Consider the following 13,399-nt stretch of genomic DNA (forward strand, 5'->3'; position numbering starts at 1 on the left):
ATCGACATCAACCTAGTGGCCAGAGTGCCCCGTTCTGTCAGCGCAACCGCATTGCAGCGCCCGCGCGACATTGGGGGCCTTTTGCGCCAAGACCAAACGGACACCCACCCGCCTGATGCGCCATACTCTGCCGATTGCCCCACAGTTCTACGTGACTGCGCCGCAGCCCTGCCCCTATCTGGCAGATCGGATGGAGCGTAAGCTGTTCACTGCGCTACAGGGCGATGGGGTTGAGCAGTTGAACAACAGCCTGTCACAACAGGGCTTTCGCCGCTCGCAGAATGTGCTTTATCGGCCCTCCTGCTCGGACTGCTCTGCCTGCCTGTCGGCCCGGATCAATGTCGCTGAGTTCAAGGCCAGCCGGGGGCAGAAGCGAACTCTGAAGCGTAATTCCAGGCTGGAGCGGCGCGCCACCTCCCCTTGGGCGACCGAAGATCAATATGCGCTGTTTCGCACCTATCTGGACAGCCGCCATGCCGATGGCGGGATGGCTGATATGGATGTCTTTGAATATGCTGCCATGATCGAAGAAACACCGATCCGAAGCCGGGTGGTGGAATACAACGATCGTGAGACCAATGCCCTCACCGCTGTATCGCTCACCGATGTTCTCGAAGATGGCCTAAGCATGGTCTATTCCTTCTACCAGCCCGATCTGCCACAGAAGTCGCTCGGCACCTTCATGATCCTTGATCATATCGAAATCGCGCGTGAAGCCGGTCTACCTTATGTCTACCTCGGCTATTGGGTCCCGGGCAGCGCCAAGATGGGCTACAAGGCGAAATTCACCGGACTTGAGGTCTATCACCGCGGGGCCTGGCAGCCGATGACTGATCCCGACGCTTTCGATGACACGGCACACCCTCTGTCGACCGATCCCATCGCAGAACAGGTCGCCAACATTCATTTGCCGGACTCCCGCAGCCCCAACAGGTAATATCATGCAAACCCTCCATGCCGTCACACTGGTCATTCCCGACTACGACGAGGCGATTGAGTTCTATTGCGGCACGCTCGGCTGGCAACTGGCCGAAGACGTCGATTTGGGGCGTAAGCGCTGGGTCAGGATCCTGCCACCAGGTGCCAGTGATGGCAGCCTCATTCTGGCACGCGCAGATAGCCAGCAACAGCAGGCCGTTATCGGTGATCAGTTTGGCGGTCGCGTCGGACTGTTCTTGCGTACTGACGACTTTGCCCGAGATCACGCCGCGATGCTTGCCGCAGGTGTGATATTCGAGGAAGAGCCCCGCCACGAAGTCTACGGCAGTGTCGCTGTCTGGCGCGACCCTTTCGGCAACCGCTGGGATCTGCTTCAGCTTACCTGAGCAATTGCGCGCCCCTCCTCTGGCCTGAAATACCCCGGGGTGAATGCGCCCCTGGCGCAGTGGGGCAGCGTCCCTGCACCGCGCCCTTTGGCATGAGAAAAGGGCCCTCCGTCTGGAGGGCCCTTTGATGTGACGATTGAGGCAGGATCAGTTTGGCATCAGCGCCGGAACAATGGTCACAATCGAAGGGAACATCCACAGGATGCCCAGACCCACCACCTGGATCAGCACAAATGGCAGGATCCCGCGGTAGATATGGCCGGTGGTGACCTCCTTTGGAGCGACCCCGCGCAGATAAAAGAGCGCAAATCCGAAGGGGGGCGTCAGGAACGAGGTCTGCAGGTTCACCGCCACCATGATGGTCACCCATTTCGGATCGAAAGACCCGCCATAGATCACCGGTCCCACGATCGGGATCACAATGTAGATGATCTCGAGGAAGTCGAGCACGAAGCCCAAGATGAACAGCACCACCATCACAATGAGGAAAACCTTCAGCTCACTGTCAAAGCTCTTGAGGAACTGCTGGATATAATGCTCCCCGCCAAAGGAGATAACCACCAGGTTCAACAGTTGCGAGCCGATCAGAATGGTGAACACCATCGAGGTCACTTTGGCGGTTTCGCGCACCACAGGTGTCAGGACGCCACCCTTGAACAGCACCCAGCAGCCGTAGATCAGGCCAAACAGCGCAAAGAGATAGGCGCCATAGGCCACGCCAAAGGCGATGACCGTTTCGGCCGACACACCGCTCTGACCGTTGATGCGCAGATCGAAATTCACGCCCACCAGAATACAGATGGCCACTGCAAAGGTTGCCCAGATGATGATCTTGCCGGATTTGCCCTGATCCTGAAGCTTGCGGTAGGCCGCCAGCATAATGGCGCCACCAGCCCCCAGCGCCGCAGCCGGCGTCGGGTTGGTGATACCGCCCAGAATGGACCCCAGTACCGCAACAATCAGGATCAGTGGCGGGAAGACAACCCGGATCAGATCATTTTTTGCACTGCGTCCCGCAGCGATTCTGCACCCGTAGAGGGCCAGAAGCGTCGGCAGCGCGATCAACAGAACCGTGACACCTGGGCTGGTGGTCGGTGAAATCGCCACAACATCCACCAGCGCGATCAGCAGAACACCAATTGCGCCAAGGATCAGCGGCTTGGGATCGGCCGAAGGTGAAACACCACGACCGACAGCCAGAACCAGCCCCATCAGCACCATCAGCACGGTCAGGCCAGTGCCGATTGGCGCCGCTGCGTCAATTTTGGCGATCTTAGCAGCGACAAGCTCTTCCTCTGTGAGCTTGGTAGCTTCGGTCACGCCGCCCGCCGCATCAATGGCCTCCTGTTCGACCACTGCTGCATCCCAGGCTTCCTGACCATGCAGATCAATCATCGCGGCCTTACAGTCATCACCAACGTTGGTGCGCAGTGCTGCGGTCTGACCTGCGTCGGAGAAGGCAGAGACATTGACGTTCTGGCTGCCGATCAGATTGATCTGGCCAAGCAGCATAGCACCCGCAATCAACGCAACCGGCACGCCAAGGAACCAGGTCAGGCCTTCGCCCCGGGTGATCGGCTCACCGGTGCCGCCTTCCAGAACCACCGCAGGGGCTTTTTCCGGGTTCAGCAGCGCATAGCCAAACGCATACAGCGCATAGAGCAACGCCAGCATGATGCCCGGCAACAGGGCTGCCTGAAACAGGGTGCCGACCGACACTACCGCAGGCTCCCCAAGATAGGTCAGCGCATCAGAGCAGCCAAACTCCTGCGCGCGGGCTTCCTGCGCGGTGGAGTAGAGATCCCCCGCCAGCGTGCCCAAGAGAACGATCACGATGGACGGCGGAATGATCTGGCCAAGTGTGCCAGAGGCCGCAATCACACCAGTCGCCAGTTCCGGCGAATAGTTGTTGCGCAACATGGTTGGCAGCGCCAGCAGGCCCATGGTCACAACAGTTGCGCCCACGATCCCTGTTGAGGCAGCGAGGAAAGCGCCCACAACGACAATCGACACCGCCAGACCGCCGGGCAGCGGGCCAAAGACGCGCGCCATGGTGGTCAGAAGGTCGTTGGCGATCTTGGAACGTTCCAGTGTGATGCCCATCAGAACAAACATTAGGACCGCCAGCAGGGTCTCAATCGACGCCCCCGCCAGGACCCGTTCGTTCATCCGGTTCACGATGAAGGAGATGTTGCGATCCATCGCAACTTCCCAGCCTTGCGGGAAGACGGCCTCGGCGACGCGTGGCAGATCGGGGTATCGGAAGACCGACACAGAATCCGGCTTCACGCCGGAATTCACCAGATCCCGATAGACCTGCGACGAGGTGTCGATGGCCTGGTGAACAAGGATCCCGGCGCTGTCCAGCGCCGCAATGATCCCAAAGGAGATGACCCCGGCTCCGCCGATGGCAAAAGCCACCGGAAAGCCGGAAAGAATACCGCCAAAAAGGCAGAAGAAGACAATGATCAGGCCGATTTCAACGCCATCAAGTCCGAATAGCATGGGGGCTGTCCCTTATTTAATGCGCGCCTTCATAGGCTTCTTCACCTTCACCAAGGCTGTCCTTGTCGAGGTGTTTGTTCTCACTGCCGGGCCCTTCCACAAACTCAAGGAAGGAGCGGTAGAAAAACGCGATGGCATGCAGGAAGACGATACCGGCGAAGACCACCAGCAGGATCTTGAACAGGAAATACCCGTTGAACCCATTGGGGCTGAAGCCGATGGTTTCCACGTTCCAGCGCAAGGCCCGTGATTTCATCACCAGCCGGTCCAGAGTGTCAGAGGCGGAGGGTTTGGGCACAATCAGGTGGCGCCACAGGAAGAACCAGCCATACATCCACGTCAGCACCGCGGCAGGCATCATGAAGATCAGCGATCCCAGCATGTCCACCACCCGCTTGGCGCGGAAGCTGATACCGGAATAGATCAGATCGACCCGCACATGGCCGCCCTGCACAAACGTGTAGGTCACGCAAAGACAGACGACCAAAGCATTGTAAAGCTTCAGTTCTTCTGCAAACCAGCTGATGTCTTTTTCCAGCGCGATGCCCAGACCAAAGCTCATGTCCGGGCGTGCAAACACCCGTTGCATGAACACGATCACGATCTGCTGCAGCACCATCAGCAGGCCTGCCCAGGCAAACAGACGCCCCAGCGTGTTGGCAAAGCCCTCCAGTCCGCGCACGACACCCCACATAATGGAATGGCGATAGATGCCGACAGCCGTCAGCACCAGAAACGCGGTGAACACCACAAAGAAGAGCTCAACCGACCCGCCATAGTAGACAAACCGCATGACGGAGGCCTTGTCGGACCAATCGAGCCAGAGCTGCGGGTTGGCGACGGCATAGCCGAAATTATAAAAGGCGCCCGCAATGTTCTGAACCAGCCAGATCAGGCCGCCCAGTAAGGCTCCAAAAAAGGAAACGCCACTTTCGTCCTGCATTTTTCCCTCGAATAAATGCGTGCAGCGCGGGCCGTTTGATTGTCATCTTTGGGATAAAATCAGGCGCGCACGGATCGTAGGACCCGATGGGCATAGATGGCCGCGGCCTTCCCTGCCGGCTGCAATTGCGAAAGGATCCCCCGCCGTTGCGGAGGATCCGATTGAAACCGCTCGAAGAGGGTTAGCCCAGAACGCGGTCGCGCTGTGCGCGATAGGCGCCTTCCGACTTGGTAATCCAGCCGGAAGAGGCCTTCATGGACTCTTCGACGCTGCCGCGGATTTTCGCAAACAGCTCGTCACCCATGAATTCGTCCAGAGTTTCCTTGGAGGCTTGGCCGAAGGCATCCCAGACGCTGTCCGGGAATTCCAGGGTTTTGACGCCGCCGGACTGCAGACGCTGCAGCGCTGCACCGTTGTTGTTCATGAACTGCGCCAGGCTCCACTGGTGGCCAGCTGCTGCCGCCATCTCAATGATCTTCTGATGTGCCGGTGACAGGCTGTCAAAGACGTCGCGGTTGGTCGCAACCGAGAGTGCGGCGCCGGGCTCATGGAAGCCAGAAGTGTAGTAGGTCTTGGTGATTTCCTGGAAACCGGCCTTTTCGTCCGCCCAGGGGCCAATCCACTCAGTGCCGTCAATCGCGCCGGAAGACAGGGCCTGATACACTTCGGAACCAGGGATGTTCTGGACGGAGGCGCCCAGTTTACCCAACGCCTTGCCACCCAGGCCCGGCATCCGGAACTTCAGACCGTTAAAGTCTTCGGGGCCGTTGATTTCCTTAGAGAACCAGCCGCCGGCCTGCGGGCCGGTGTTGCCACCGATGAAGGATTTCAGACCAAAGATCTGACCCAGCTCATCATGCAGCGCCATGCCTTCGCCGTGGTAATACCAGTTCACCAATTCCTGCGGCGTCATGCCGAACGGGGCTGCAGTGAAATACTGATAGCCCGGGTGCTGGCCGGTAAAATAGTAGTCTGCACCGTGGTACATATCGGCCTGACCTGCGGTCACGGCGTCAAAGACTTCAAAGGCGCCAACCAGTTCACCAGCCGCTTTTAGGTCGACGGTCAGGTTGCCATCGGACATGGCGGTAATGCTGTCGGCCACGAACTGTGCGGAATCATGAACGCCTGCAAGGCCACGGCCCCAGGTGGTGACCATGGTCAGGGTGCGTTTACCCTGTGCATAGGCTGGTGCGGCCAGAGTGGTTGCTGCGGCGGCGCTGCCCCCCAGCGCGGATGTCTTCAAAAAGGAACGACGATCCATAGGTTTCTCCTCCCATTTAATTGGATTGCTCCGGGTCTGCGCCCGAAACAGGTCTTGTCGAGTGGGGCAAGCCTAGCCGCACCCTGCGTCATGTGAATACCTACTACTGCGTAGAAAGCTGCAATTTGGCCAAATTTTTTGGCCAAATTCCGGGCAGGCTGTGACAGCAGCATGGGGCACGTCAGACATTCGTGCGGTGACCGCACCAATGGGGGCTTTGATTCTCAAATCGGATTGCGTAACGATTCGACCATGCGTCTGATCCCCGATTTCCTGCGACCGAACTACGCCCAGAAACTCTCTCTGCTGGCCACCTTACCGCTGATTGTCGCCGGGGCGGCCATTGCGGTTCTTGTTGCCGTGCAGTCACGCGCATTGGCCGAACGGGAGATCAAGGCACTGGAACAGCAGCTGTTGCAGGCAAAGAAGGCTGAGCTGCGCAACTATGTGACCCAAGCACGGAATGGATTCTCGCATATCTACGGGCTGGCCGCCCCGGACGATGAGCCCGCAAAGGAACAGGTGACCCAGATCCTCAGCGCGATGATCTATGACCGGGACGGGTTCTTCTTTGTCTATGACTACGACGGCACCAATCTGGTCAGCCCCCGCCAGACGGAGTTTATCAACAAGAATTGGCGCGGTCTTACGGACAGTCGCGGTACGCCCGTGGTGGATGAATTCATCCGCCTCGCCCGTCAGGGGGCCGGCTGGCACACATTTATGTGGGAAAAACCCTCCACCGGCGAAGAGGCGCAGATGGTGGCCTATGTGCTGGGTCTGCAAGACTGGCGATGGGCGATCGGGACCGGGGTGTTTATTGACGATGTTCTGGCCTCCGTCGCGGCCTCCCGCGCCGAGGTAGAGACCCGCATTCGTCGCACCTTCTATTATATCGGGGGGATCACCCTCTTTGCGCTGGGTCTGGTCTTTGCCTCTGGCATGGTCCTGAACATCCGCGAGCGCCGGTTGGCCGACGCCAAGCTGAAAGAATTGACCCAGCGGGTTTTTGACGCGCAGGAAGAAGAGCGCGGCCGCGTCGCGCGTGAGTTGCACGACGGGATCAGCCAGCTGCTGGTCGGGGTGCGTTACGCTCTGGACAATGCCCGCAGGCGGCTGTCACGCGGCGATTTCGACCACGTTGATGATCCCTTGAACAAGGGCATCTCACATCTGGGCACCGCCATCACCGAGGTCCGCCGCATCAGCCGCGACCTGCGCCCTGGGGTGCTGGATGATCTGGGTCTGGGACCGGCGCTGAAGGCGCTGACCGATGACTTTGCCGCCCGCACCGGCATTGAGACCCGGTTCAGTACCGTGGTGTTTCGCAACCGTCTGGACGCGGATGCCAAGATCGCGCTTTATCGTATTGCGCAGGAGGCGCTGACCAATATCGAACGCCACGCCGAGGCCACCGAGGTCACCATGGATCTGCGCGGTCATGCCCGTGGCGCCACCATGCGGATCACCGATAATGGTCGCGGCCTGCCACCAGTGCAGGACCGCGGTGGCCCGGGGATCGGGCTGCGCAACATGCAGGAACGGATCGAACAGCTTGACGGCACCCTCAGGATTTTGTCATCACGGGGCACGCAAAGCGGCACGGTGATTGAGGTGCTCTTGCCGCTGAGCCATCTTCTGCCGCCCGGAGACGCGGCCAATGCGACCTCCAAACGGGTGTCCTGAGCCAAACTGCGCCCTGCCCGATCTGTCATCACAGCATAGGGCCACAGGAACCGCGCAAGCCACATGAGGGGCGATCATGCCAAACACCATTCGCGTTCTGATCGTCGACGATCATCCAATGGTCGCCGAGGGCATCCAGTCCATCCTCGAAAGCTATGACGACATCGAAGTTGTGGGCATTCCCAGCAATGGCGAAGAGGCTGTGACCGAGGCGCGTGCACTGACACCGGATGTGATCCTGATGGATCTCAACATGCCCAAACTCGGCGGGTTGAGTGCGACGGAAATCATCCTCGAACAAAACCCTGCCACCCGCATCCTGATCCTGTCGATGCACGACAGCCCGGAATATATCTCCAGCGCGCTGGCTCATGGCGCCATGGGCTATGTGCTGAAAGATGTCCCGACCGAGGAGATCCGTCAGGCCATTGACACCGTGATGCGCGGCGAGACCTATCTCTGCACCGGTGCCGAAGGCTCCCTGAAGCCCAAGGATGATCCCAACCGCGAGGCGCTCACAGGGCGCGAGCAAACCATCCTTCTGGAGTTGGCACAGGGCAAGTCCAACAAGGATGTGGCGCTGGCGCTGGATATCTCCGTGCGCACCGTGGAAACCCACCGCAAGAATATCAAACGCAAACTGGGCATATCCTCGACTGCGGGGCTCACCCGCTATGCGTTGGAACATGGCGTGTTACAGGGCACCGGTCACAGTTTCTGACCCGCCCGCCGGGATTGTCGGATACTGAGCTGTCGCAACGCTGCGATGCAGCAGCAATACCATTAAATTAGGTCCAGAGCCGGACATATCGGTGGAGAAAAAGACCTGATACCCTCCAATACACGAGGGCTGATCTGGCCTAAACAGGGAAATCAGGACCGAAATGGCACGATTCACTCCACCCAAAACCGCAATAATGTCGCTGCGCACCGATTTGACGCAATAAAATGTCCCAAACCGGGGTGTTTTCGGTTCATTTCCCTGTTGACGCCCCCTGCCCCCGGTCCTAAGGTCCGCCTTAACGCTAGAGGAGCCAAGACGATGAAAATCCTAGTCGTAGTCGTAGGAACCACGCGCATGGGCCGGTAACGGTACACCATAATCGAACCCATGCGCCTCCGACCAGAAATCGGGGGCTTTTTTTATGCGAAACAGAACGATGCCGCCAATTGGAGCTAAAGCAGATGAAACGTGAGATGACCGGCGCAAAAATGGTTGTTCAGGCCCTGAAGGATCAGGGGGTGGACACGGTCTTTGGCTATCCCGGCGGTGCTGTTCTGCCGATTTATGACGAAATCTTTTTACAGAATGATATCCGGCACATTCTGGTGCGCCACGAACAGGGCGCCGTGCACGCCGCCGAGGGCTATGCCCGCTCCACCGGCAAACCCGGCGTTGTTCTGGTGACCTCCGGCCCCGGTGCCACCAATGCGGTGACCGGCCTCACGGATGCCTTGCTCGATTCCATTCCGCTGGTGGTTCTGACCGGTCAGGTGCCGACCTTTATGATTGGCTCGGATGCCTTTCAGGAGGCCGACACCGTGGGCATCACCCGCCCCTGCACGAAACATAACTGGCTGGTGAAGGACACCGAGAAGCTGGCGGGCACCCTGCATGAGGCCTTTCATGTGGCCACTGCCGGGCGCCCCGGCCCGGTGTTGATCGACATTCCGAAGGATGTGCAGTTTGCCACCGGCACCTATCAGAGCCCCAAACCTGCCGCGTCGCATTACCAGCCGCCCGTAAAAGGCGATCTGGAGGCCATCACCGAGCTGGTCGCCGCGATGGAAACCGCCAAACGCCCGGTGTTCTACACCGGCGGTGGTGTGATCAACTCCGGCCCCGGCGCCAGCCAGCTGCTGCGCGAACTCGCCGAGGCAACGGGCATTCCGGTGACCTCCACCCTGATGGGGCTTGGCGCCTATCCGGCCTCCGGCAAGAACTGGCTGGGAATGCTGGGCATGCACGGGTTGTATGAGGCCAATATGGCGATGCACGACTGCGATCTGATGATCAATATCGGCGCGCGCTTTGATGACCGCATCACCGGCCGCCTCGATGCCTTCAGCCCGAATTCAACCAAGGCGCATATCGATATCGATCCCTCGTCGATCAACAAGGTGATCCGCGTGGACATCCCGATTGTTGGCGACATCGGCCATGTATTGGAAGACGTGCTGAAAGTTTGGAAAAGCCGCGGCCGCAAGGTCGACAGCGCCGCGATTGCGCAATGGCAGGAGCAGATCAGTGAGTGGCGCGATATCCGCTGCCTCGCCTACACCGCGTCTGAAAGCACCATCAAACCGCAATATGCGCTTGAGCGGCTTGAGGCCCTCACAAAGGATCGCAACCGTTACATCACCACCGAAGTGGGCCAGCACCAGATGTGGGCGGCGCAATACCTCGGCTTTGAAGATCCCAACCGCTGGATGACCTCCGGTGGCCTTGGCACCATGGGTTACGGCACCCCCGCCTCGCTTGGGGTGCAGGTCGCGCACCCGGATGCGCTGGTGATCAACGTCGCGGGCGAGGCGTCCTGGCTGATGAACATGCAGGAAATGGGCACCGCCGTGCAATACCGCCTGCCGGTGAAACAGTTCATCCTCAACAATGAGCGCCTCGGCATGGTGCGCCAGTGGCAGGAACTGCTGCACGGCGAGCGCTACAGCCATTCCTGGTCCGAAGCGCTGCCCGATTTCGTGAAACTCGCCGAAGCCTTTGGCGCCAAAGGCATCATCTGCAAGGACCCCAATGATCTGGACGACGCGATCATGGAGATGCTCGACTACGACGGCCCGGTGATCTTTGACTGTCTGGTGGAGAAGCACGAAAACTGCTTCCCGATGATCCCTTCGGGCAAGGCACATAACGAGATGCTGCTGGGCGAGGCCGAAACCCAAGGCGTCATCCAATCCGGCGGCGCGGTGCTGGTTTAACCCAGGTTACGAACAGATTCTGCGGGGCGTCAACGCCCTGCCCCGGAATTTAGGAAAGGGACGTAAATGTCTGCCCTACACATCAAAAAAGGCTCCACCAGCCACTCCGCCTATAACCTGCGCCCGAATTTCTCGGATGTTCAGGAACGCCACACCATCACCATTCTGGTGGAAAACGAACCCGGCGTTCTGGCCCGCGTGATTGGCCTGTTCTCCGGTCGTGGCTACAATATCGACAGTCTCACCGTGGCCGAGGTTGATCACACAGGCCATCTGTCGCGCATCACCATCGTCACCACCGGGACCCCGCAGGTGATTGAGCAGATCAAGGCGCAGCTGGGGCGGATCGTCCCCGTGCATGAGGTCACGGACCTCACCGTGGAAGGCCCCTTCGTGGAACGGGAACTGGCCATTGTGAAAGTGGTTGGAGAAGGCGACAAACGCGTCGAGGCCATGCGCCTGGCGGAGATTTTCCGCGCCAAGGTTGTGGATACCACGCTGAACAGTTTCATTTTCGAACTGACCGGCGCGCCAGACAAAATTGACGCCTTTGCAGAAATGATGCGGCCCTTGGGGCTGACCAAAATCGCCCGCACCGGCGTTGCGGCGCTGCTGCGCGGCAACTGATCAGATCCGGAAGAACACCCAAAGGGGGCGGCGTCCGCGCGGCCCCCTTTTGCTGGGCAAACTGAGGGTCGAACGGCAATTGCTCTAGGTGCAGCCAATGCCCGCAAAATGCTGCACACCCCTTCGGGCGACGCTGTCAGCCGCTGCGCCGTTTGGTTTGCGCGCGGGCCTCTCTGGCCTTCTTGTCCGGAAAGGAGACCACCGTCGCCCCGGCCAGATAGGGATCGAACGAATCGCAGAGACCGTCGAGGGCAGACTCGCAGGCCCGCACCTCTCCCCCGACAGGGTTAGGGTATAGCGGATCCTGGCGCGCATCTTCCCAAGACATGACCGTCGCGGTTGAGCGACTCTTTGGCGGTACTTGGTTGGCCTCATGCTCCGCCCGGACCAGTTTCGCGGCGAGTTCAGGGCTCTGGCTCTCCTTGATAATCCGCAAATCGCAGGCCAGCCGTAAAGCACCTTTCGTCTCAACCTGGAATGCGACGCAATCTCCCTTGCTGAGCACAATGGGTTCATCAGAGGAAGCCCAACGATAATACACCAGATCACCGTGATCTTCACACCAGATCACAGCCTGCCGCAGGTCATGGTCGGTCCAGAGAACGACACCAATCATATCATACCTCACATTGGCCCCAACCCATTCTGAGATAAATCAGGCTTTAGGAACACCAAGAACATCTGGAAATTTCTGTACGAATTTGTGTCCGTTTTATGCAGAATTGATGCTATGTAGCATCAAAATAGCGGTTATTATCTACAACTGTGATATGTCTTCCCGTGGGTAACCGCAAGATCTGGTATTGAAGCCATTTGCAAACATAGAGGAGATACACGTGAGCCAGCCCGACCGTTCCCCTGCCGAGCTGCGCAATATGTTTGGTGCTAACCTTCGACAGCTGGCCAAGGACTACCCCTCGATTTCTGAGCTTTCGCGGCAACTGGGGATAAATCGCACACAATTTAATCGCTACCTGACCGGAGAGAGCTTTCCGCGGCCCGATGTCCTGGACAGGATCTGCAATTTCTTCGACGTGGATGCCCGCATCCTGCTGGACCCGGTCGCGCAGCTCTCCTGTAAGGGGCAGATCCTTCAGGGACCATTTCTGAACGATTTTCTGGGCCCCGGCGTCACCAATATGACTGAAGCATTCTTCCCGTCCGGTCTTTATCAGTTTCTGCGCCGCAGCTTCGTGCGGACGGATCGCTATATTCTGGGGCTGGTGCGGGTGTTTCGCAGCGAAGGGGTCACCTACATCCGCGGTTATGAAGCAAAATCCGCTATGCGCTATCAGGGGTTGCCAGCCGATGCGAAATCCCGCGAATTTCGTGGCTATGCCTCGGCCTATGACGACGGCGTCGCCTTTACGCTGGCGCGGCGCGGCGGGCGCACCTCATCCTTCAACTATTTGGCCAATGTACCCGCGATGGAGGCCAATGTCTGGGCCGGCTATGTCGCCCGTACCAGTCGCGAAAGCGAGACCGCCGACCGCGCCACGCGTATGGTTTATGAATACCTGGGGCAGAACCACAGGGCCATCCTGCGCGCCGCGCGGCGGGCCGGATTTGTGGAGCAACACGAACTCAGCCCCTTTCAACAGCGATTGCTGGGAGTGGGTACGCGGTTCAGATAGCGGGCGCGGAGGCCCAATTCAGGCCCGCGCCGTGATCAGCCGGTAGACATGCCAACTGGCGTGGCCCAGCAGCGGCAGCACCAGCAGCAAACCCAGAAATCCCGGGATCATCGCCACAAATGTCGCCGCAGCAATGCCAGCCGCCCAGAGGATCATCAGTACAAAATTGCTCTGCACATAGGAAAAACTGGTGATCATGGCGGTGACAAAATCCACCTCCCGGTCCAGCAATAGCGGCAGCGACAGCACCGTAATCATATAAAGGAGCAGCGCAAAAATCGCACCAACCGCGCTACCAACCGCCAGCATAGTCACCCCGTTTGCGGTCAGGAAGACCTCAGGCGAGCTGGAGATATTGGTCATCGTGGAATGCCCCAGAAACAGAGCAAAAATCATGTGACCAAGGAAGAACCAGAACAGAAATACGATAATGATAATGGCGCAGATCGACGGCAGCTGACGGCGACTTTGCTGCCAG

General features: G+C 58.9%; 12 protein-coding genes. 7 read left to right on the forward strand and 5 right to left on the reverse strand.

Features of this window, described 5'->3' with window-relative positions; genetic code table 11:
- Positions 1-115 precede the first annotated feature (115 nt).
- Both OO25_RS13995 and OO25_RS14000 read left to right on the forward strand, forming a co-directional pair.
- On the forward strand, positions 116-937 hold the full coding sequence (locus OO25_RS13995) for an arginyltransferase (protein ID WP_040180775.1): 822 nt from the start codon (positions 116-118) through the stop codon (positions 935-937).
- 4 nt (positions 938-941) lie between these two features.
- Entirely contained in the window at positions 942-1,325 is a 384-nt protein-coding gene (locus tag OO25_RS14000) for a VOC family protein (RefSeq protein ID WP_040180761.1), read from the forward strand.
- 147 nt (positions 1,326-1,472) lie between these two features.
- Here the strand turns inward: OO25_RS14000 and OO25_RS14005 are convergent, their stop codons facing one another.
- The 3 genes from OO25_RS14005 to OO25_RS14015 all read right to left on the reverse strand — a co-directional run bounded on the left by OO25_RS14005 (position 1,473) and on the right by OO25_RS14015 (position 6,037).
- Complete coding sequence (locus tag OO25_RS14005) at positions 1,473-3,830, reverse strand: TRAP transporter large permease subunit (protein WP_040180762.1); 2,358 nt, start codon at positions 3,828-3,830, stop codon at positions 1,473-1,475.
- Between the two features lie 16 nt (positions 3,831-3,846).
- Entirely contained in the window at positions 3,847-4,773 is a 927-nt protein-coding gene (locus OO25_RS14010) for a TRAP transporter small permease subunit (RefSeq protein ID WP_040180763.1), read from the reverse strand.
- A gap of 181 nt (positions 4,774-4,954) precedes the next feature.
- A complete protein-coding gene (locus OO25_RS14015) occupies positions 4,955-6,037 on the reverse strand; it encodes a TRAP transporter substrate-binding protein (protein WP_040180764.1) in 1,083 nt (360 codons plus the stop codon).
- Positions 6,038-6,289: 252 nt separating this feature from the next.
- Here OO25_RS14015 and OO25_RS14020 point away from each other — a divergent pair, with 252 nt between their 5' ends.
- The 4 genes from OO25_RS14020 to ilvN all read left to right on the forward strand — a co-directional run bounded on the left by OO25_RS14020 (position 6,290) and on the right by ilvN (position 11,287).
- Positions 6,290-7,723 carry a cache domain-containing protein gene (locus OO25_RS14020; protein WP_040180765.1) on the forward strand — a complete coding sequence of 478 codons (1,434 nt, stop codon included), beginning with the start codon at positions 6,290-6,292 and terminating at the stop codon, positions 7,721-7,723.
- Positions 7,724-7,799: 76 nt separating this feature from the next.
- On the forward strand, positions 7,800-8,444 hold the full coding sequence (locus OO25_RS14025; RefSeq protein ID WP_040170611.1) for a response regulator transcription factor: 645 nt from the start codon (positions 7,800-7,802) through the stop codon (positions 8,442-8,444).
- Between the two features lie 464 nt (positions 8,445-8,908).
- Positions 8,909-10,660, forward strand: a complete 1,752-nt coding sequence (locus OO25_RS14030; RefSeq protein WP_040180766.1) for an acetolactate synthase 3 large subunit — start codon at positions 8,909-8,911, stop codon at positions 10,658-10,660.
- A gap of 66 nt (positions 10,661-10,726) precedes the next feature.
- Positions 10,727-11,287, forward strand: a complete 561-nt coding sequence (gene ilvN, locus OO25_RS14035; RefSeq protein WP_040170609.1) for an acetolactate synthase small subunit — start codon at positions 10,727-10,729, stop codon at positions 11,285-11,287.
- A gap of 136 nt (positions 11,288-11,423) precedes the next feature.
- Here ilvN and OO25_RS14040 read toward each other — a convergent pair whose 3' ends face one another.
- The gene (locus OO25_RS14040; protein ID WP_040180768.1) at positions 11,424-11,903 is read right to left on the reverse strand and encodes a hypothetical protein; all 480 of its coding nucleotides are present in this window, start codon (positions 11,901-11,903) and stop codon (positions 11,424-11,426) included.
- A gap of 259 nt (positions 11,904-12,162) precedes the next feature.
- Here OO25_RS14040 and OO25_RS14045 point away from each other — a divergent pair, with 259 nt between their 5' ends.
- The gene (locus OO25_RS14045; RefSeq protein ID WP_040170886.1) at positions 12,163-12,921 is read left to right on the forward strand and encodes a helix-turn-helix domain-containing protein; all 759 of its coding nucleotides are present in this window, start codon (positions 12,163-12,165) and stop codon (positions 12,919-12,921) included.
- An 18-nt stretch (positions 12,922-12,939) separates the two neighbouring features.
- On the opposite strand, the gene OO25_RS14050 is transcribed toward OO25_RS14045, so the two are convergent.
- A partial coding sequence (locus OO25_RS14050; protein ID WP_040180770.1) for a DUF2189 domain-containing protein occupies positions 12,940-13,399 on the reverse strand: 460 nt, incomplete at its 5' end.

It is taken from the genome of Phaeobacter sp. S60 (assembly GCF_000826845.1).
Classification (GTDB): Bacteria; Pseudomonadota; Alphaproteobacteria; order Rhodobacterales; family Rhodobacteraceae; genus Phaeobacter; species Phaeobacter piscinae.

Excerpts from the sequence above, each read along its gene's own strand:
- OO25_RS13995 (WP_040180775.1), top strand. The coding sequence starts at position 116 with ATGCGCCATACTCTGCCGATTGCCCCACAGTTCTACGTGACTGCGCCG.
- OO25_RS14000 (WP_040180761.1), top strand. The coding sequence starts at position 942 with ATGCAAACCCTCCATGCCGTCACACTGGTCATTCCCGACTACGACGAG.
- OO25_RS14005 (WP_040180762.1), bottom strand. The coding sequence starts at position 3,830 with ATGCTATTCGGACTTGATGGCGTTGAAATCGGCCTGATCATTGTCTTC.
- OO25_RS14010 (WP_040180763.1), bottom strand. The coding sequence starts at position 4,773 with ATGCAGGACGAAAGTGGCGTTTCCTTTTTTGGAGCCTTACTGGGCGGC.
- OO25_RS14015 (WP_040180764.1), bottom strand. The coding sequence starts at position 6,037 with ATGGATCGTCGTTCCTTTTTGAAGACATCCGCGCTGGGGGGCAGCGCC.
- OO25_RS14020 (WP_040180765.1), top strand. The coding sequence starts at position 6,290 with ATGCGTCTGATCCCCGATTTCCTGCGACCGAACTACGCCCAGAAACTC.
- OO25_RS14025 (WP_040170611.1), top strand. The coding sequence starts at position 7,800 with ATGCCAAACACCATTCGCGTTCTGATCGTCGACGATCATCCAATGGTC.
- OO25_RS14030 (WP_040180766.1), top strand. The coding sequence starts at position 8,909 with ATGAAACGTGAGATGACCGGCGCAAAAATGGTTGTTCAGGCCCTGAAG.
- ilvN (WP_040170609.1), top strand. The coding sequence starts at position 10,727 with ATGTCTGCCCTACACATCAAAAAAGGCTCCACCAGCCACTCCGCCTAT.
- OO25_RS14040 (WP_040180768.1), bottom strand. The coding sequence starts at position 11,903 with ATGATTGGTGTCGTTCTCTGGACCGACCATGACCTGCGGCAGGCTGTG.
- OO25_RS14045 (WP_040170886.1), top strand. The coding sequence starts at position 12,163 with ATGTTTGGTGCTAACCTTCGACAGCTGGCCAAGGACTACCCCTCGATT.